This is a genomic window from Paraburkholderia sediminicola (assembly GCF_902859805.1).
GTDB lineage: Bacteria > Pseudomonadota > Gammaproteobacteria > Burkholderiales > Burkholderiaceae > Paraburkholderia > Paraburkholderia sediminicola.
Map to the genome: position 1 here is coordinate 124030 of NZ_CADIKC010000002.1, position 20119 is coordinate 144148.

The 20119-nt window shown below is 63.5% G+C and carries 12 protein-coding genes; 10 read left to right on the forward strand and 2 right to left on the reverse strand.

Annotated elements, in window-relative coordinates; genetic code table 11:
* The first annotated feature begins 5 nt into the window (after positions 1-5).
* The 3 genes from R8871_RS09115 to hpaI all read left to right on the forward strand — a co-directional run bounded on the left by R8871_RS09115 (position 6) and on the right by hpaI (position 2119).
* Positions 6-404, forward strand: a complete 399-nt coding sequence (locus tag R8871_RS09115) for a 5-carboxymethyl-2-hydroxymuconate Delta-isomerase (protein WP_175050139.1) — start codon at positions 6-8, stop codon at positions 402-404.
* Positions 405-491: 87 nt separating this feature from the next.
* The gene (gene hpaH / locus R8871_RS09120; protein ID WP_175050140.1) at positions 492-1295 is read left to right on the forward strand and encodes a 2-oxo-hept-4-ene-1,7-dioate hydratase; all 804 of its coding nucleotides are present in this window, start codon (positions 492-494) and stop codon (positions 1293-1295) included.
* A gap of 20 nt (positions 1296-1315) precedes the next feature.
* Positions 1316-2119: a 4-hydroxy-2-oxoheptanedioate aldolase gene (hpaI, locus tag R8871_RS09125; protein ID WP_175050141.1), complete on the forward strand. Its 804-nt coding sequence runs from the start codon at positions 1316-1318 to the stop codon at positions 2117-2119.
* Between the two features lie 333 nt (positions 2120-2452).
* On the opposite strand, the gene R8871_RS09130 is transcribed toward hpaI, so the two are convergent.
* Positions 2453-4786, reverse strand: a complete 2334-nt coding sequence (locus tag R8871_RS09130; RefSeq protein WP_175050142.1) for a bifunctional diguanylate cyclase/phosphodiesterase — start codon at positions 4784-4786, stop codon at positions 2453-2455.
* 110 nt (positions 4787-4896) lie between these two features.
* On the reverse strand, positions 4897-6042 hold the full coding sequence (locus R8871_RS09135) for a GGDEF domain-containing protein (protein ID WP_175050143.1): 1146 nt from the start codon (positions 6040-6042) through the stop codon (positions 4897-4899).
* A 592-nt stretch (positions 6043-6634) separates the two neighbouring features.
* Here R8871_RS09135 and bcsD point away from each other — a divergent pair.
* The 7 genes from bcsD to R8871_RS09170 all read left to right on the forward strand — a co-directional run bounded on the left by bcsD (position 6635) and on the right by R8871_RS09170 (position 19783).
* Positions 6635-7090, forward strand: a complete 456-nt coding sequence (bcsD, locus tag R8871_RS09140; RefSeq protein ID WP_175050144.1) for a cellulose biosynthesis protein BcsD — start codon at positions 6635-6637, stop codon at positions 7088-7090.
* A 137-nt stretch (positions 7091-7227) separates the two neighbouring features.
* Positions 7228-8247, forward strand: coding sequence for a cellulose biosynthesis protein BcsP (gene bcsP, locus R8871_RS09145; RefSeq protein ID WP_175050145.1), 1020 nt, complete (start codon positions 7228-7230; stop codon positions 8245-8247).
* The gene (gene bcsQ, locus R8871_RS09150; RefSeq protein WP_175050146.1) at positions 8244-9032 is read left to right on the forward strand and encodes a cellulose biosynthesis protein BcsQ; all 789 of its coding nucleotides are present in this window, start codon (positions 8244-8246) and stop codon (positions 9030-9032) included. Before bcsP ends, bcsQ begins: the two co-directional genes overlap by 4 nt.
* Entirely contained in the window at positions 9029-11233 is a 2205-nt protein-coding gene (bcsA, locus tag R8871_RS09155) for a UDP-forming cellulose synthase catalytic subunit (protein WP_175050147.1), read from the forward strand. Before bcsQ ends, bcsA begins: the two co-directional genes overlap by 4 nt.
* Positions 11234-11236: 3 nt before the next feature.
* The gene (gene bcsB, locus R8871_RS09160) at positions 11237-13798 is read left to right on the forward strand and encodes a cellulose biosynthesis cyclic di-GMP-binding regulatory protein BcsB (RefSeq protein ID WP_175050148.1); all 2562 of its coding nucleotides are present in this window, start codon (positions 11237-11239) and stop codon (positions 13796-13798) included.
* A gap of 10 nt (positions 13799-13808) precedes the next feature.
* Complete coding sequence (gene bcsZ / locus R8871_RS09165) at positions 13809-15029, forward strand: cellulose synthase complex periplasmic endoglucanase BcsZ (RefSeq protein WP_175050149.1); 1221 nt, start codon at positions 13809-13811, stop codon at positions 15027-15029.
* A complete protein-coding gene (locus R8871_RS09170) occupies positions 15020-19783 on the forward strand; it encodes a cellulose synthase subunit BcsC-related outer membrane protein (RefSeq protein ID WP_175050150.1) in 4764 nt (1587 codons plus the stop codon). The genes bcsZ and R8871_RS09170 overlap by 10 nt, the downstream gene beginning before the upstream one ends.
* The last annotated feature ends 336 nt before the right edge of the window (positions 19784-20119 follow it).

A 20119-nucleotide genomic window follows, 5' to 3' on the forward strand; every position in this document is an offset into this window, starting at 1 on the left:
TTACCGTGCCACATCTGACACTCGAATACAGCGCCAATCTTGCTGATGAAGCAGGCATCGGACAGCTTTGCACCTCGCTCGCGGCCTGCCTTGCCGCGCAGCGCGACAACGACCAACGCGTCTTTCCGCTCGGCGGCATCCGCGTGCGCGCCTTGCGTTGCGACCAGTACTGCATCGCCGACGGCCGGCCCGACGCCGCCTTCCTGCACGCAAACCTGAAGATCGCCGCAGGCCGCTCGGACGCCGTAAAGAAGGCGACCGGCGACGCGCTGTTTGAAGCGATCACACAGCACTTCGCCGCGGGGTTTGAAAAGCACGGCCTGGCGTTGTCGCTGGAAATCAATGAATTCAGCGAAGCCGGCACGTGGAAACACAACAATTTGCACGCGCGGCTTAAGGCCTGATGCATGGACCTGAAATCCAGGCTCGAGGCTCCGGCCTAACATTCCGACCCGGTAAATGGGTCTGGCAGCCGCTCAAAGAGAACCATCATGCTAGACGAACAGACAATCCGCGACCTTGCGGCGCAACTCGACAACGCCGAGAAGACGCGCACCCAACTGCGCCACTTCTCCGCCAAGTATCCCGAGATGACAGTACAGGACGGCTACGCGATCCAACGCGAGTGGGTGAAACTGAAACTGGCTGAGGGCCACGTGATCAAGGGCCGCAAAATCGGCCTGACCTCACGCGCGATGCAGCGTTCCTCACAGATCGACGAACCCGACTACGCGCCATTGCTCGACAGCATGTTCATCGAAAACGGCCAGGACATCCACGCTGACCGCTTCATAGCGCCGCGCGTGGAAGTCGAACTGGCCTTCATATTGAGCAAACCCCTGAAGGGCCCCGGCGTCACGCTCTTCGACGTTCTGGACGCCACGGCCTACGTAACCCCGGCAGTCGAGATCATCGACGCCCGCATCGAACAATTCGACCGCGAGACGAAGGCACCGCGCAAGGTCTACGACACCATCTCCGACTTCGCGGCGAACGCCGGCATCGTACTGGGCGGCCGACCGGTACGTCCGCTGGACGTCGACCTCCGCTGGGTCGGCGCGTTGCTTTATAAAAATGGCGCGGTGGAAGAAAGCGGACTTGCAGCCGCCGTGCTAAATCATCCGGCCACTGGCGTCGCCTGGCTCGCCAACAAGATCGCTCCATACGACGAAGTCCTCAACGCGAACGACGTAATTCTGAGCGGCTCCTTCACGAGCCCGATCCCGGCGCGAGCGGGCGACACCTTCCACGTCGACTACGGCCCGCTGGGCGGCATTGGTTTGAACTTCATTTGAGCTCATTTGAGTTGATCGACATGTCTCTACCGCAAAACACATTCAAGCGTGCGCTAGCAGAGGGCAAACCGCAATTCGGCTTATGGGCAGCGCTAGCCGACGCCTACGTGACCGAGTTACTGGCCACGGCCGGCTTCGATTGGTTGTTGATCGACAACGAGCACGCACCGAACGACGTCCGCAGCACGCTGGCGCAATTACAGGCGGTGGCGGCCTACGCATCGCATCCGGTGGTCCGTCCCGTACGAAGCGACAGCGCATTAATCAAGCAATTGCTCGACATAGGCACCCAAACCCTGCTGCTCCCGATGATCGACACAGCGGAGCAAGCTGCGGAAGCCGTCGCCGCAACACGCTACCCACCGCATGGCATCCGCGGCGTGGGGAGTGCGTTGGCACGGGCGTCGCGTTGGAACCGGATACCCGACTACCTGAGCACGGCATCGCAGGAGTTGTGCGTACTGGTCCAGGTAGAAACCGTGCAGGGAATGGAAAACCTGCCGGCAATCGCAAACGTGCAAGGCGTTGACGGCGTCTTCTTCGGCCCGGCCGACCTAAGCGCATCAATGGGCTTACTGGGCAAACCAGGCGACGCAAGCGTACGCGAAGCCATTCGCGATGGCATCAGAAAGGTAAGAGAAGCAGGCAAAGCCGCCGGCGTACTAGCCCCGGACCCGGGAATAGCTGCCGAATACCTGGCGGCAGGCGCAACATTTGTAGCGGTAGGAACAGACACGGGCTTATTAAGCAACGCAGCAGCAGATCTCGCAACAGCGTACAAAAAGACGCCCCCAACAGCCCCACCAACGAAAGGCGGGTACTAACAAAAAAACAAAACCGCAGCAACCGGTTTTGTGAAGTACTCTTCGGCGCGCGCAGCGCCGCCGGAAGAATGACACCCTTGTCACAAGCGCATGCAGGTGCACGCCCCCAGATTCCAGTCGCACCACTACGCGCAGCAGACCACGGCCCCCACTTAGCATTAGCGGTTTGAGCCGCTTTCTTTTGCCTACTTTTCTTTGCGGCAAGCAAAGAAAAGTAGGTGCCGCCCCGCACAGGGGCAACGCTAATAGACCACAAACAAACCAAGGAAAGGCCAAAGCCCCAGGAACACGGCCAAACAAGCGCCGCGCAGGCAAAAAACCCAAAAAAAAACCTCACTCACCCGCCGGCCAAGGCAACCCCACCACCGACCAATCCAACTCCACCCCAATAACAGACCTTTCAGCAGCAACCTGCACAGCCAAAGTAACCGCAACACAAGGCCGCCCACTAGCCAAAGAAAGATAAGGATTACTAGCCACAGCCACACCAGGCAACAAAACCGCATTACGAAAATAGGGCCGATGATCCCACCGTGCATCCCGCGGATTAGCCACCGGCTGCAACGAAGCCCCATCAGCACTCCACGCAGGCCCCCGCACCTCAAGCCCAACCTGCCGCCCCGAATCATCCAGAATAAAACAACTGATACACCGCTCAAACGTAGCCAGAAAGGCAAACGCCTCCCCCATCGACCCACCAGCAATCAAAGCATCGGCAGCCCGCCTCAAAGCAGTCCGGTAAGGCTCAACCTCCGACTCAAACAACGCATACTGATGCGCCCTCCCCTGGGCAATCACATCAAAAGCATCATCGATCCGCCGATGCACCGAGTCAGGCGGCGCAATCTCAGCCGCCGGCCGCCCGAGCAAAAAGCCCTGCGCAAAATCCACGTTCGACTCCACAGCAAGAATCAACTCCTCCGTGGTCTCCACGCCTTCAACAACAACCAGCATCCCCGCCAGGTGCAACAGGGAAACGAGCTTCGGCAAGATCGGCTGCTCGGTGCCGTGACCCGTCGCGCGAATCAGCTCGCCATCGAGCTTCACAATATCCGGGCGAATCCGAAGCAACCGGTCGAGGTTCGACTGCCCCGCACCGAAATCGTCGACGGCGATCAGAAAGCCATGCTCGCGATACAACGCCGCCGCCCGCGACATATCGTCGACGCTGCCGCCGTGCGACTCGAGAATCTCAAGGATCACCCGCTCAGGTTCGAGCCCCACCGCCCGCACGATCATGGCGAGTTGGTCCGCATAACCCTCCGCGACAAACGTGGCGGGCAAAATGTTGAGGAACAGCCACGCATCGCCGGGCAACGACTTGCGCGCATTGGCCAGATGCACGGCATGACTCGCGCGATCGAGTGCGCCTTCGTCGCTTGAGGGTTTCGGCGCAAACAGGACCACGGGCGGCACCAGCGTGCCGTCGTTCTCCTCGCCTCGCAGCAAGGCCTCGAATCCCACCTGCTTCTGATGCGACAAACTGTAGAGCGGCTGGAAATGCGAGGTCAGGAAATAGTCCTCCCACCGATGTTGCCGCACCAGCGCCCCGTCCTCCGCGAACGCATCGCCGGCGAGCATGTGCAGCGGCTCGATCGGCAACGCGCGCTCGGCGCACACGCGGTTTCTGCCGGAATGCTTGGCGCGCAGCAAGGCTTCGTCGGCGCGATCGAGCAGCACCATGATGCTTTCGCCGCTGCGATGTTCGGCCACCCCGAAGCTCGCCGTCAGATAGCCGTCCGGCCGCTCGATCGCGGCGATCGCGCCGCGCAGGCGCTCGGCCAGCGCCAGAGCGCCGGCCAGACCGTCGCGCAGCAGGACGGCGAACTCCTCGCCGCCGATCCGGCTCACGCTGTCGTCCGCGGAGGTCTCTTCCATCAACACCTGGGCGACCTGATACAGCGCGTGGTCACCGATCGCGTGACCAAAGCGGTCGTTCAGTGATTTGAAACTGTCGATGTCGAGAAAGATCGCGCTGACTCGCTCCTCGGGCGTCATGATTTCGAGGCGGCGCTCGCCCTGCTTCACGAATGCGCGGCGGTTCTGCAGGCCGGTTAGCGGATCAGTCGCGGCCAGCTGCGCCAGTTGGCTCTCAAGCAGAAAGTGATTACGCCGGAACCGGTAGAAGCCGAAGTGAAACACAATGGAAGTCGGCAGGCCGATCGCCAGGATCCACATCCACACGACGATGTCGACGTCATGCGCGCGCTGGCCGCCGAGCAACAAGGCAAACGCCGCTCCATAGAAGAGCGCGCTGCCGACGAAGAAATGCAACGGCGTGAGCCACAGCGGCGCAGCGCAAACCGGGATCACCACCATGGCCGGCAGAACCCACAACAACGGTTGCTCGACGCCGGAGACGTTCAGCGCGAGACCCACCACCAGCACGAGAGAGTAAGCGACACCGATCGCGCCGAAGGTCCAGGTCGAACCGGTGCGTGGAATCGCCATCACCAGCAGGGCGAGCACCAGCGCACAGGCGAGCCGGTAGCCAAGCGGCGTCGCCGGACCGTCGACCATGTTGCGCGCCCCCACGAAACACAGGAACGCGACAACCGTAAACGCCATCGTCACCGTCGAAAGTGGACGCTGGTGTTCCAGCGATCGTCGATGAAAGCGATCGCGCAAACCGGAATCGGACAGTTGCTTCGTTGAGGTGGAAAGCATATTGATAGATATCAGGCTGGCTCCGGTTACTCCACCGATGTATAACGGCAACCGTCTGACAAATATTTATGCCCTGCTCGCAAATAGAATTGCACCCCGCTCGGGCAGGGCTACGCCGCCATCACGCGATCGCGTCCCGAGGCCTTGGCGGCATACAGCGCGCCGTCGGCACGCGCCATCAACTGGGCGAGCGATTCATTACGCCGGTGCTGGTCCACGCCGACGCAGAAGGTGTACTTCAGTTCACGCGGCAACTCGACCGGCGCGGCCGCCGCAAGCCGGACCCGCAGACGATCCATCAGGCGCACCGCTTCGGCCGTGGTCGTTGCCGGGCACAACACGCCAAACTCCTCGCCGCCCAGCCGCCCGAACACGTCGCCGACCCGCAAATTGCGGGTGATAAAGGCCGCGAAGTGGCTCAGCACCTGGTCGCCGGCGGCGTGGCCGTAGCCGTCGTTGACCGCCTTGAACGAATCGATGTCGATGATCGCCATCGCCACCGGCGAGGCAGTACGTAACGACGCCTTCAACAGCGCGTCCCCAATCGCCAGAAACGCCCGGCGCGACAACGCGCCCGTCAGATCGTCGACATTGGCCAGCCGCTCGAGCCGTTCGGCGAGGCGATCGTGCGCCAGCATCACCACGCCGATCGAAAGACAAGGTGGTGCGAGGATTCCAAGTGCGAGAAAAGCGACATTGCTCGGCGTCACCTGCATCAAGCTGGACTGCAACAGCATGCCGAAGCCGTACATGACGCCGCGCGAGAGATGCCCTACGCATAACAGCGCCGCCGCTACCGCAAGAAAGTAGTAGGTGTAGCGTGGCCGGCTCGCGGGACGATCGCGCAGCATCGTCACAGTGAGCATCGCATAGAGGCCCGCGTGAAACGCCGAAGCCACCGTCACCCGCGCGTTGAAGTCCGGTTTGACGAAGGTCCAGTAGGTAATGCCGATCAACACCAGAAACGCGCCGGCATAGGCCACCCAGGGTCGCCTGCGACGCCCCAGAAAACGGTAGCAACCTTCCACCACCAACAGCAGCGAAATGGCCAGCAACTCATTGGCCGCCACGAAAGTCAGCCAGCGCGACGCGTGTCCTTGCGACGCAAAGGCAAGGAGCGCCACGATCGCGACGGCATTGGCCGAGATCCAGTAGCCGACGCCGTGTATCGCCGCCCGCCATAGCGAGCCGAGCACAGCGATCCCCATGGCGCCCGACAAAATCGTGACAGCCAGAATAGTGAGTGGATTGAGCATTGTTGTTTTGAGTCCAACGGCATCGCCATAGCGCACGCCCCTGCGTGTGGCTTTGCGTGTTTGTTTTCTGCGCTGTTTGCGCTGGTGCTCGCACGGCCAGGCGGCGCCAGTCCGTAAGCTTACTGGTACAGGCAAAAGTTAGGGGCGCAGCGAACCTGAAAGATTCAACAAACGCTCGCGGCGACAGCCAACGCCTCGCTCATTCTTCCCTACCCGACTCAAACCGTTGCATTTAACACGAAACCAGAAAACTAAAAGATCGGCGCAATCTACCGTTAATAAGATTATCGAAAACACCCTGGCGGCGGACATCCACAGTGGAGAAGCAAGCAAGGCAATTCCGGCAGCAAAAATTACGTGACGGACATGCATCTGCAGCAATCGTTTGCGCGTATAAAGCAGACGAATGTAAAGTGGCTAAAAGTTAATGTCTTAAGTAGACTCCTCCGAAGTGTGGCGGATAGAGCAGACAAACTCGGTAAAAGTAACCTAAGACGCGTGCAACGCGCGCCTTCCCGTAACACTTTCAGTTATTCGGCCGTTGGCGCCCGTTTTGTACGCGGTTTGAGGCAGCGGCTATTTCCCGGAAAACATGGTCCAAATTCTCGATTACCTGCTGGAACGCCAAATCTCGCCACAATGGCGCGGCATGCTGACTGCACTCGCGACAGAGTTCGAAGCGCAGATCGGTCGCGACGAACTGCGCCAACTGATGTATCGGGTGGGTTGCCGGTTTGCGGCGGCGCATCAATTGCCCGCGTGCGGGTCGACGGCTGAGCTCGCTCAGGCGTTGAATCTCTACTGGCATGACATGGATTGGGGCTACGTCGAATTGTCCGACGAAGCAGACGCGCTGCGCATCGTTCATTACTGCGCGCCGCTGCAGGCATTCGGCAACGCGGCGCTCGCGTGGACCCCGGCGTTCCTCGAAGGCGTCTATCAGACGTGGTTGAGCGCGTTGGGCGCGCAGGGCCTGTCGGTGGCGCAAACGAGCGCTTACGGCACGGACACCTCGATCGAGTTTCGGCTAGGGCGGCATCCTGTTTGAGCGGTCCGGGTAAGCAGGCCACATAAGCAGGCCAGGTAACCAGGCCAGGTAAGCAGACCGGGTAAGCAGACCAGACAGGCGAACCAGGCAAGCGGACCGATCGGGGCAACGCAAGTCATTAAAAAGTCGGCGGCACTATGAGTTCATCTAGCGACATCGAAAAACTATTCGACCATTTTGGCGGCGACGCCAGCGCGTACCAGGAAATCGGCCGCGAAAACGAAGCGCGTTCGGCGCGCACGCGTTGGCCGCTGCTGGTGACGCTGGATCTGACACAGCCGGCGATTCCCGCGATCGGGCAACGACGTGAAGTCGCTAGAGAGGCACCGGCGCAAGAAGAGGCGCCGGAAGTCGATCGTCACGACACGACGCCCAAAGACGCCGCCTCGGTCACGCGCGCGAAGGCGCCGTTGTTTACCCGCTCGCATCGACGGGACATTCCGCCGGTCGCCGTCGCCGCCCAGGCTGGCGCGCCGCGCGGCGCTTCACGCTTCGGCGAGTTTGAAACGAAGGGTGACGCCGCGGCGCCAGCCGCACAAAGCGCACCCGTTGCGGCGCCGATCGATGCGGTGACGCCAGTGGCCGCACAGGCTGCGGCTGCCGTCGCTCCAGCACAGGTGACGCCGGTTGCCGCTGCACCGGTTCCCCCTGTCATGCAGTCCGCCGTTATTCCGCCGCTGGCCCAGTTCCGCACGCCGGCCATGCCGGTAGCGCAACCCACCACGAGCATGCCGTCAGCCGCTGTGACGCCACGCGCCGAGATCCCTGCGCTCACACCGCGCGCCACTGCACCGGCACCGGTCTCCGCATCCACACCGACATGGGCGCAAGCGCCGGCTCCGGTCCCCGCAGGGACGCAAGCACCCAGCCAGGCGCACACGCCGGCATGGGCACCGGCGCCCGCACCCACCTACACGGCTGCGCCCTCAGCGCCGAAGGTGCCCGCGTCGATCCTCGGCAGATTGTTCGCCCCGGCATTCGAACCGATGCCGCCTCAACCCGCCGCGCCCACCGGCGAATCCGCACCGCTGCAATCGGTCTTCGACCGTCTGCGCGGCACACCCACACAAACGGCCCCCGCGGCGGCCCGCGCTCCCAGCGTCGCCGCGCCCGCCACCTCCAACTCGTGGCTGGTCAACGGCCCTCGTCGCTCATGAAAGTCATTGCGGTCGTGTCCGCCAAAGGCGGGGTCGGTAAAACCACCCTCGCCGCCAATCTCGCTTCCGTGCTGGCCGCCAGCGGCCGCCGCGTGATTGCCCTCGACCTCGATCCGCAGAATGCGTTGCGTCTGCATTTCGGCGTGCCGCTCGACAGCATCGACGGTTTGTCGCGCACGACATTGACGGGCGATCCGTGGCAATCGGTCATGTTCGACGGCGTGGACGGTGTGACCGTGCTGCCCTATGGCGCCGTGCTCGAAGACGATCGCCGCCGCTTCGAAGCGTATATCGACCAGGACCCGAGGTGGCTCGCGCACGCGCTGCAAACGCTGCGGCTCGACGCGTCCGACGTCGTCATCATCGATACCCCGCCGGGTTCGTCCGTGTATGCACGCGCTGCGTTGTGCGCCGCCACTTTCACGCTGAACGTGGTGCTCGCCGACGCGGCTTCGTACGCGGCCATTCCGTTAATGGAACGGCTGATTGAAACCTACGCGGCGCCGCGCCCCGAGTTCGGCGGCGAAGGTTACGTGGTCAACCAGATCGACCAGTCGCGCCAGTTGACCAAAGACGTCCTCAAGGTCTTGCGCCAGATGCTCGGCGACAAGCTCTTCCCGGGCGTGATCCATCTTGATGAAGGGGTGAGCGAAGCGCTCGCCTGCGACACCACGCTGATTCACTACGATCCACTCAGCCAGGCGGCCGCCGATTTTCGCTCGTGCGGCAACTGGCTGATGGCGGCGGTCGATGCGATCGCCGTCTCGCCGAGGAACGTCGCATGAGCACGCCCCAGTCGCAGGACATCGAGGCCGGCGAACCGTCGCGGCTCGAACGCATCGTCGACGCGCGCTTCTGGAACAGCCGGATCGTGACGGGTCTGGTCACGCTGTTCGCGCTGATGATGCTGTACTTCGTCTTCACGGTGCCGCTCGCGTTCTACGAGCAACTGACCTTCGCGACCTGCTGCTTCGTCACGGCGCTGCTGTTCCGCCGCCTGCAAGGCCGTTACGCGACGATGGTGATGATCATGCTCTCGGTGGTCACGTCGGGCCGCTATATGTACTGGCGGCTCACCTCGACGACTTACTGGGAACATCCGCTCGACGCCGCGTGGGGCCTGCTGCTGGTGTCGGCCGAAGTCTATTCGACCATCGTGCTGATGCTCGGGTACTTCCAGACTGCCTGGCCGCTCAAGCGTACGCCGATGCCGCTGCCCGCCTCGCGTAACCTGTGGCCGACCGTCGACGTCTTCATCCCGACCTACAACGAGCCGCTCGCGGTGGTGAAGCCGACCATCTACGCCGCGCTCGCGCTCGACTATCCGGCCGACAAGATCGCGATCCACGTACTCGACGACGGCCGCCGTCCCGAGTTCAAGGCGTTCTGCGAGGAAGTCGGCGTCAACTGGACGATCCGCACGCACAACCGCCACGCGAAGGCCGGCAACATCAATGAAGCCCTGAAGATCACCCAGGGCGAGTACCTCGCGATCTTCGACTGCGATCACATTCCGACCCGCTCGTTCCTGCAGATCGGCCTCGGCTGGTTCCTGCGCGACAAGCTGCTGTCGATGCTGCAAACGCCGCACCACTTCTTCTCCGCCGATCCGTTCGAACGCAATCTCGGCACCTTCCGCAAAGTGCCGAACGAAGGCGAACTGTTTTACGGCCTCGTGCAGGACGGCAACGATCTGTGGAATGCGACCTTCTTCTGCGGCTCATGCGCGTTGCTGCGCCGGACCATGGTCGAAGAGATCGGCGGCATCGCGGTCGAAACGGTGACTGAAGACGCGCACACCGCGTTGAAGCTGCACCGTCTCGGCTACACCACCGCGTATCTGGCGATCCCGCAGGCGGCGGGGCTCGCCACAGAAAGTCTCTCCGGCCACATCGGCCAGCGGATTCGCTGGGCGCGCGGCATGACGCAGATTTTCCGGATCGACAATCCGCTGACCGGCAAGGGTCTGAAAATCGGCCAGCGGCTCTGCTATCTGAACGCGATGATGCACTTCTTCTACGGCATCCCGCGTCTGGTGTTCCTCACGGCGCCGCTGTCGTATCTGTTCTTCGGCGCGCACGTGATCGAGGCCGCCGCCAGCACGATCGCGATCTACGCACTGCCGCACATGATGCATGCGAGCATCACCAACTCGCGGATGCAGCGCTCGTTCCGCCATTCGTTCTGGGCCGAAGTTTACGAATCGGTGCTGGCGTCGTACATTACCGCGCCGACGCTGCTCGCGCTGATCAACCCGAAGCTCGGCAAGTTCAACGTGACGGCCAAGGGCGGTCAGATCGAGAAGAACTACTTCGACTGGGCGATCTCGCGGCCGTACCTGTTCCTGCTGTTGCTGAACCTGATCGGCTTCGTGGTCGGCATCGTGCATATCTATCTGAACTGGCACATTCGCAGCGTGGTGCAAACGACCATCCTGAACCTCGGCTGGACCACCTACAACATGCTGATTCTCGGCGCGAGCGTGGCCGCGGCCAGCGAACGCCGGCAAATTCGCGCGGTGCACCGCGTGGCGATGACCATGCCGGTAATGCTGAAGTTCTCGACCGGCCGCACGCTCGCCTGCGAGACCATCGACTACTCGGAAGGCGGCGTCGGCGTGGCGCTGCCCGCCAAGATAGAAGTGCCGATGCACGAAAGCGTGACCGTATCGCTGTTTCGCGGTGACGAGGAATACGCCTTCCCGGCCACCGTCGGTTTCACGGAGCCGGGCCGCGTGGGCCTGCGCTTCTCGGCGATGACACGCGAACAGGAATACGAGTTCGTCAAGACCACGTTCGCGCGCGCCGACGCCTGGACCGGCTGGGCCGAAGGGCGTCAACAGGACACGCCGCTGCGCGGTCTGACGCACGTGCTGACGGTCGGCGCACGCGGCATCGTGGGGCTCTTCGAGCATCTCTATGCCGACCTTCGAAGCTCGATGAAAAGCCGTCCGGTGGACGTCAAGAAGCTAAAAACCAAAGACTGATCTATGGGCAACAGGATGGCGAAGGGACACGTCGAACGCTCGAATCACGAGCGCACTGGAATGGAAGTGGAGGCGCGTCTGTCTGGACGGCCCCACTCAAAACGACTGATGCGCGGGCTTGCCTGCTGGCTCGCGTTGCAAACCGCGTTGGCGGCGCCGCTGGCTTCGGCGGCTGAGGTGGCTGCAGCGGCCATGAGCGGCGCGAGCGCCTCGCAAGCGTCGCCGGCGGCCGGCGCCTCTGGCGCGCCGGCTGCGCGCGTCGCCACCGGTGTGGGCAGTGTGCCCGCGCCGAGTGCGGCCGTCCTCTACGATCCGAACGCGCTCGCGCAGGCGCAACTGGCCACGCCCACGCCGGCGCTCGCTGCTTCGTCGGTGAAAGCCTTGGGGATCAAAACGCCGACCACCGCCGAACCGGGCACACTGGTGCCGGGCGGCCGCCGTCAAACGCTCACATTCGCCGACCTCGGCGCGCGCGACCCGCTGCAACTGCGCGGCACCGACGGCCAGAACGGCGTCGCATTCTCCGTGCGCGGCGACGAAGTGGTGACCGGCGCGATCCTGCATCTGGTCTACAGCTACTCGCCCGCGCTGCTCGCGAATATTTCCCAGCTGAAAGTGCTGGTGAACGGCGAAGTCGCCGCGACCCTGCCGGTGCCGCACGAACAGGCCGGCATGCTGGTGGCGCGCGACGTCTCGATCGATCCGCGCTTCATCACCGAATTCAACCATCTGAACGTGCAGTTGATCGGCCACTACACGACGAGTTGCGAGGACCCGGCGAATTCGTCGTTATGGGCCACCGTCAGCAACGCGAGTTCGCTCGATCTGACCTACGCGTCGCTTGCCAGCAAGCCGGATCTCGCCGCCCTGCCGCAGCCGTTCTTCGACCGCCGCGACGTGCGCCGTCTCGAGCTGCCGTTCGTGTTCCCGCAAAAGCCCGGCGCCGCGACGCTCGAAGCGGGCGGCATCGTCGCATCGTGGTTCGGCGCGCTCGCCGGCTATCGCGGCGCGGTGTTTCCGGCGCAACTGGATAACGCGCCGCTGTCGGGTAACGCGGTGGTGTTCGCGACAGACGACCAGCGCCCGGCCGGCGTAACGATTCCGGCGATTTCCGGCCCGACTATCGCGGTGGTGGATCGCGAAGCGCCGGCGCGCGGCAAGCTGCTGCTCGTGCTCGGCCGCACCGAGGCCGAACTGAAAACCGCTGCCAAAGCGCTCGGCATCGGCCAGAACACGCTCACCGGCCCGAGCGCGACGATCACGCAATTGAACGAACTCATGCAGCGCGCGCCGTACGACGCGCCAAACTGGCTGCCGACCAACCGTCCGGTGCGTTTCGGCGAACTCGCCGACCCGCGCGACCTGACGGTGTCCGGCTATGACGCCGACGCCGTGCGCGTCAATCTGCGCGTGCCGCCCGATCTGTTCATGTGGCACACCAAAGGCGCGCCGATCGATCTGCGCTACCGCTATACGGTGCGTCCGCTGCGGGACCGTTCGTCGCTGAACGTCAGCGTCAATGACGGCTTCGTGCAGGCGCTGCCGATTCCGGCCGAGTCGGCGTCGGTGTTCGAGTTGGGCCATTACTTCGAGCGCGTGTTGCCGGACAAGACCGCCGAAGCGCGTCGCACCGTGCACATTCCACCGCTGCTGCTGACGCCGCGCGCGCAGGTGCGCCTGCATTTCTTCTACGACATTCCGAACACCGGCGAATGCCACGGCCGTCTGCTGGAAAACGTGGTCGGCGCCATCGATCCGAACTCGACCATCGACCTCTCGTCGTTCCCGCATTACATGGCGCTGCCCGATCTCGCGGCCTTCGCCAACAGCGGCTTCCCGTTCACGCGGATGGCCGATCTCTCCGAGACCGCGGTGGTCCTGCCGAACGAGGCCGATTCGAGCGACTACAGCCTGTTTCTGCTGACCATGGGCCGCATGGGCGCATCGACGGGTTATCCGGTGAATGGCGTCACCGTCGGCACGGCTGACGATGTCGACAAGTACGCCAACAAGGACCTGCTGATTTTCGGCGCGCCGGGCAAGCAACCGCTGCTGCAACGCTGGGCCAAGTCGATGCCCTTCTCCAGCGACGGCGATTCGCGCACCTTCGCGCTCTCGGACATCGTCTTCAAACTCGAGGACTGGTGGCATGGCGAGCGCGGTGTCGAACGCTCGCCGGCACGCGCCGATCTGACGCTCGTGAGTTCGAACGGCGACGCGCTGCTGACCGGTTTCGAATCGCCGCTGCAGAAGAACCGCAGCGCCGTCGCGCTGGTGAGCGCGGCCGGCCAGTCGGACGCCGATCTGTCCGCCGCCCTGCTCGACGCCGACGTGCTGCAGGAAATTCAAGGCGCGATGGCCGTGGTCCACGGCCGCACCGTCACCATCACGTCGAACGGCGAAGCGTACTATGTCGGCCATTTGTCGCCGCAGGAGTATCTGCGCTGGGCGCTGTCGTCGCATCCGCTGTTGCTGATGCTGGGCGGCGTGCTCGCCGCGCTGATCATCGCCGGCCTGTTCTACCGGACGCTGCGCTCGATCGCCGCGCGCCGCCTAAAGGACTGATAGGACTGATATGCGGGTTCGAAACAACAAGACACGCGTGGCGCTGACGCTCGGGCTCGGCTTTGGCCTTGTCCTTGCGGCGGCCACGTGTTTTGCCACGGGTTTTACAAGCCTCACGAAGGTGGCCCAGACCACTTCGGCGCCCGGCCAAACGGGTCCGTGCAATACGGACTGGCCGGCGTACCGCATTTTCGTCGAACATTTCGTGCAGGCCGATGGCCGCGTAATCGACTACTCCTCGCCGCAGCTCAAGACCACTTCCGAAGGCCAGTCATACGGCCTGTTCTTCGCGCTGGTCGCGAACGACCGCGCAACCTTTGACCGGCTCCTGAACTGGACGCGCACCAACCTCGCGGGCAATCAGTTCGATCCGCAAAACGTGCGGCTGCCGTCGTGGCTCTGGGGCAAGAAACCGGATGGCTCGTTCGGCGTGCTCGATCCGAATTCCGCCTCCGACTCCGACCTGTGGATCGCTTACGATCTGCTGCAAGCCGGCCGTCTGTGGCATGAGGCGAGTTATACGCAACTCGGCGAGGCGCTCGCCGCACAAATTGCACGCCAGGAAATGACCACGCTGCCGGGCGTCGGCCCGATGCTGCTGCCCGGTCCGCAAGGCTTCAAAAATGGTGGTGTGACGCGCCTGAATCCGAGCTACCTGCCCTTGCCGGTGCTGCGCGCGCTCGCCAAAGACATGCCGAACGGTCCATGGACCAGGCTCGCCGACAGCGCCTACAAGCTGATCAAGACCACCGCGCCGCAAGGCTTCGCGCCCGACTGGGCGGCGTGGCAGAACGGCCAGTTCGTGGTCGATCCGAAAGAAGGCGACACCGGCAGCTATGACGCGATCCGTGTCTATCTGTGGGCCGGGCTCACCTCGCCCGCCGATCCGCTCGCCAAACCCTGGCTCGCGGCGCTCGGCGGCATGCGTGCGAAGGTTGCGCAAAGCGGCATTCCGCCCGAGAAGGTATCGTCGACTACCGGTACGGCGAGCGGCGAAGGACCGTTGAGCTACTGGGGCGCCCTCGCGCCGTACTTCAAGGCGCTCGACGACGAGCGTGGCCTCGGTCTCGCGCGCACCCATCTCGCCGTGCTCGACACCAATGTGCCGGGCCGCGAACCTGTTTATTACGATCGTGTGCTGGGCTTGTTCGGCACCGGATTCATCGACGGCCGCTATCGTTTCGACGAAGCCGGCCGTCTCGTGCCGAGTTGGAGAAATGCATGCGATTGAGCGCCCTCGCGTTTTCATTGCGGTTCGCGCTGAGCGTCACGGCCGTCTGCTGCGTGGCGATGGCTTCGCCTGACGCATTGGCGCAGGCGTCGAAAGACCCCTTGAACGTGCTGATCGATCAGGGCAAGTACTGGCAATCGCATCATCGCGGCGACCTCGCCGAGCAGGCGTGGCAGAAAGTCTTGCGCATCGATCCGAAGCAACCCGATGCGCTTTACGGCATGGGCATGGTGCTCGCCGACCGCAAGGACGGCGCCGGCGCGCAGCAATATCTGGCGCGTCTGAAAGCGGTCGCGCCCAACTATCCGAACCTCGACGAACTGGGCCGCCGCCTCGGCGAATCGAGCCTGCGTGACCAGACTGTCAATGACGCGCGGCGGCTCGCGCAAAGCGGTCAAAGCGCGAGCGCGGTAGAGGAGTATCAGCGCGCGCTGAACGGCAAGCCGGCCACGCCTGCGCTGCAACTCGAGTACTACCAGGCGCTCTCCGCCACGCCGCAAGGCTGGGACCAGGCGCGCCGCGGCCTCGAACAACTCGCACGCGACAACCCCGACGACCCGCGCTACGCCCTCGCCTACGCACAGCATCTGACGTATCGCGATACGACGCGCCGCGACGGTATCGCGCGGCTGCAGAAGCTGGCCGGCGACAGCACCGTGGGCGCTTCGGCGAAAAAGAGCTGGCGGCAGGCGTTGCTGTGGCTCGACGCACGGCCCTCCGACGCCGCGCTGTACGAAGCGTATCTGCAAGGTGCAACCGATGACGCGGCGGTCAAGGCGCGCTTCGAGTCGATGGTTCAGCAGGACAAGGTAGCCCGCGATCGCGCCCAGGAAAATGCCGCCGTCGACGCTCGCGGCCGCACCATCGCCGACGGTTTCGCCGCGCTCGATCGCGGCGACCTCGGCACGGCACGCGCGAAGTTTTCGTCAGTACTGGCGAATAGTCCGAACGACACCGACGCGCTCGGCGGCATGGGTATCGCCGCGTTGAAGCAGGAAAAATTCGCCGAAGCCCGCAACTATCTGGAACGCGCGTCGCGCACCGGCAATCCGGCGCGCTGGAAAACCGCGCTCGATAGCGCGACCTACTGGACCTATACCAGCGACGCCATCGGCGCGCGCAGCAACGGTGAGTTCGCGAAGGCGAAGTCGCTGTTTGAACGCGCGATCGCGCTGAATCCGTCCGATGTCACCGCGCAGGTGCTGCTCGGCGAAATGCTGCTCACGAACGGCGACCCGGTCGGCGCGGAACAGGCCTACCGGATGGCGCTGCGCCGCCAGGCCGACAATCCCGATGCGATTCGCGGCCTCGTCGGTTCGCTCGCCGCGCAAGGCCGTGGCGACGAAGCGCTGCAATTCGCCAATCAACTGAACAGCGAACAACAATCGAAGGCCGGCGGCATCAACCGTCTGCGTGGCGAAGCGCAGGCCGCGCAGGCACGCGCGGCCGAAGCGCGCGGCGATCTCGGCAGCGCACGCAGCCTGTTCGAAGACGCCCTGCTGAACGATCCTGACGATCCCTGGCTGCGCCTCGACCTCGCGCGTATTTACGTGCGCCAGGGCGCGGTTGCGAATGCCCGCAGCATGATGGACGGACTGCTCGCGGCGCATCCCGACATGACCGACGCGCTCTACGCGAGCGCCTTGCTCTCCGCGGAAACGCAGGACTGGACGGCCGGTCTCGCACAACTCGAACGGATTCCGGCCGCCCAACGCACCGATGCGATGACGACCTTGCAGCATCGCCTGTGGGTGCATCAGCAGGCCGACCTCGCGACGCGGATGGCGCGCAACGGTCAGTCGCAACAGGCGCTGGCAACATTGCGCGCCGCCGAACCGGTTGCCGGCAACAATCCCGAACTGATCGGCGTGATCGCTGCCGCGTATCAACAGGCGGGCGATCCGAATCGCGCATTGGGCCTCGTGCGCAGCGCGATGAACGCGGCGCCTGGCAACACCGATTTGCTGCTGCAATACGCGGGCATTCTGTCCGCCACGCAGCAGGAAGCCGAACTCGGCATGGTGATGCGGCGCCTCGCTTCGATGCAGTTGACGCCGCAGCAGCGCACGGATTTTGGCAACCTGAATCTGGGGATCGTCATCAAGCAATGCGACGCGGTGCGTCAGCGCGGCGATCTCGCCAGCGCCTACGACGTAATCGCGCCGTGGCTCGCGGCGATGCCCGACAATCCCGATCTGCAAGCCGCCCTCGGCCGCCTCTATTCGAGCGCTGGCGACGACCGCAACGCGCTCGCCAGCTATCGTGTCGCGTTGCAGCGCAAGCCCGACGACCTGAACCTGCTTCAAGCGACGATCTCCGCGGCATCTGGTGCGAAACAGTTCAGCTATGCCGAATCGCTCGCCAAGCAGGCGCTTGCCGCCGCGCCGAGCGACCCCGGCGTGCTGGCGACGGTCGGCCGCATGTATCGCGCCGAAGGCAAGCTGTCGCTCGCGTCGACTTATCTGCAACGCTCGCTGATCGCCGCCAATACACCGCTGATGGCCAACGGGCCGCGCGCCAATGCGCCGAGCAACGTGCCGCGTGGCTGGGAAGTCGCGATGCGCCGGATCGGCGCGACGCCGCTGCCGGGCACCAATCCCTTCGAAGGTAAAACCGCAACGATCTCGCCGACCGACGCCGACAACGCCGCGCTTGCAGGCGGCGGCTCCAATGCCGCGCGTGCATCGCTCCCGTACTCGCAGTCCTCCTTGCCGTCCCAGACCGTGCCGAACTATCCGCCGCCCTCGCAGCCCGCGCCGTACGTTGCGCCCTATACGGCGCCTGCACAGCCGTATGCGCCGAACGCCGCGCCCACCGCCGTTCCCTATAACGCGCCACGTCCCGGCACCAACGCGGATGGCTACGGCCAGGAGACCAACGGCTCGAGCCAGTCCGGCGCGCCGTTGCAGCCGTACCCTGGGCAAGGCCAGGCGCAGATGCAGCAGGCGCCGCAACAGCAGTACAACCCGGCGTATCCGCAGCAATCCGGCTATCCTCAACAGGCGCAATATCAGCAGCAGGCACCCTATCCGCAGCAGCCGGACGGCTATGCGACCACGCCGTGGCCGATGTCGCCTGCGGCACGCGAAGCGCAGGCCAATGCCGGTTCGATGCAACAGCCGCGTTACGCGAATCCGGCCACGAGTACGAAACGCTCGACCAGCAAAAAGCAAACTGCGTCGAAGAGCAACCGCAACGCGCAAGCCTATGCGCAAGCGCCGTATGGGCAGCAACAAGCTTATCCGCAGCAGCAACAGCCCTATTACGGCCAGCAGCCTTATCCGCAGCAACAACAGGGATACGCGCAGCAGGGTTACGCGCAGCAGCCTTACCAACCGGTGCCACCGCAACAGGCCTACGGTCAGCAGCCTTATCAGCCGTATCCGAATCAGGGCTCGGGGTACTACGCACAGCAACAGCAGCCATATATTCCGCAACCGCCGACCGGTTACGCGCAGCAGTACTATCCGCAACAGCCCGGCTCGAACGGTAACGGCGGCACCTACCCGCAACCGAACGTCGCCAACACGCAGACGCTCGGCGTGGCCGAAGAACTGGCGCAGGTCAATCGCGAGCAGTCCAGCACCGTGTCAGGCGGGATCGTATTCCGCAACCGCACGGGCGAGGACGGCCTGTCGACGCTGACTGATATCGAAGCGCCGATTCAGGGGCGCATCAAGGCCGGCAACGGCCACATCGTTGTGACGGCGACGCCGGTAACGCTGGATGCAGGCACTGCCGCGGGCAGTCTATCGACGCTCGCGCGATTCGGCTCGGGCTTGTCCAATAGCACGTCCGCTGCGGCGGCGGTGGCGGGCACCAACACTTATGGCAGCCAGACCGCCAGCGGCGTGGGCTTGTCAATCGGCTACGAGGGCCGCAGCATCAGTGGCGACGTTGGCGTGACACCGCTCGGCTTCCCCGAGAAGAACATCGTGGGGGGCTTGCAATACAACGGTGGCATCACCGACAAGGTGTCGTACTCGCTGGCTGTCGCGCGCCGCGCGGTGACGGACAGCTTGCTGTCCTATGCCGGCGCGCGCGATTCGGGCTCCAGCCTCGAGTGGGGCGGCGTCACCTCTTTCGGCGGCCTGGCGAGCCTTGCATGGGACGACGGCACCAATGGCCTGTATGTGAACGCCGCGTACCAGAACTACCATGGCTATCACGTCGCGAGCAATAACGCGGTCAAAGGCGGTGGCGGCATCTACACGCGCGTTTACAAGGATGCCGATCAGACGCTCACTGTCGGCGTGAACACGACGCTGATGACTTATAACAAGAATCTCTCGTACTTCACTTATGGTCAGGGCGGGTACTTCAGTCCGCAGCAGTACATGATTCTGAATTTGCCGGTGGAGTGGACTGGGCGCAATGGTCAGTTTACTTACGACGTGAAGGGGTCGATCGGCGTGCAGCATTACCGGCAGGATGCGTCGGATTACTTTCCGCTCGACGGCTCGCTCCAGACCAATGCGGCGGCGGAAGCCAAGACCCTCGGGTCGAATCTGGATAGTGGTGCGCAGTATCCTGGGCAGAGTAAGACTGGGGTTTCTTATTCGCTTAGCGCGGTGGGGGAGTATCAACTGGCTCCGCAGTTGGCGTTTGGGGCTACCGCTTCGCTCGGTAATGCTTATGAATATCGCGAGTGGCTCGCGGCTGTTTATTTGAGGTATAGCTTTAGTAAGCAGACTGGGTTGCAGCCGTTTCCGCCTACGCCGGTGAGTTCGCCTTATTTGTCTTTGTCTAACTAAGGGTTGTTTGCCTTTGGTGGCGGCATTTTTTGGTGGTCTTTTGGTGTTGGTGCGTTTCCTTGTTCTGGCTTTGGTGCCTTTCCTTGCTTTGGTAGTGGTCTATTAGCGTTCCCCCTGTGCGGGGGGGCACCTACTTTTCTTTGCCGGCTGCAAAGAAAAGTAGGCAAAAGAAAGCAGCTCAAACCGCTAATGCTAAGCGGGGCCCGTAGCCCGCAACCGGTAGTGGTGCGACTGGAATCTGTGTTCGTGCACCTGCATGCGCCCGTGACAAGGGCGTCATACTTCCGGCGGCGCTGCGCGCGCCGAAGGGTACTTCTTAAAACCACCTGCTACGTT

Bases quoted from the DNA above. Each gene is read 5' to 3' on its own strand.
- R8871_RS09135 (WP_175050143.1), bottom strand. From the start codon at position 6,042: ATGCTCAATCCACTCACTATTCTGGCTGTCACGATTTTGTCGGGCGCC.
- hpaI (WP_175050141.1), top strand. From the start codon at position 1,316: ATGTCTCTACCGCAAAACACATTCAAGCGTGCGCTAGCAGAGGGCAAA.
- bcsZ (WP_175050149.1), top strand. From the start codon at position 13,809: ATGCGGGTTCGAAACAACAAGACACGCGTGGCGCTGACGCTCGGGCTC.
- bcsA (WP_175050147.1), top strand. From the start codon at position 9,029: ATGAGCACGCCCCAGTCGCAGGACATCGAGGCCGGCGAACCGTCGCGG.
- R8871_RS09170 (WP_175050150.1), top strand. From the start codon at position 15,020: ATGCGATTGAGCGCCCTCGCGTTTTCATTGCGGTTCGCGCTGAGCGTC.
- bcsQ (WP_175050146.1), top strand. From the start codon at position 8,244: ATGAAAGTCATTGCGGTCGTGTCCGCCAAAGGCGGGGTCGGTAAAACC.
- bcsD (WP_175050144.1), top strand. From the start codon at position 6,635: ATGGTCCAAATTCTCGATTACCTGCTGGAACGCCAAATCTCGCCACAA.
- bcsP (WP_175050145.1), top strand. From the start codon at position 7,228: ATGAGTTCATCTAGCGACATCGAAAAACTATTCGACCATTTTGGCGGC.
- R8871_RS09130 (WP_175050142.1), bottom strand. From the start codon at position 4,786: ATGCTTTCCACCTCAACGAAGCAACTGTCCGATTCCGGTTTGCGCGAT.
- bcsB (WP_175050148.1), top strand. From the start codon at position 11,237: ATGGGCAACAGGATGGCGAAGGGACACGTCGAACGCTCGAATCACGAG.
- hpaH (WP_175050140.1), top strand. From the start codon at position 492: ATGCTAGACGAACAGACAATCCGCGACCTTGCGGCGCAACTCGACAAC.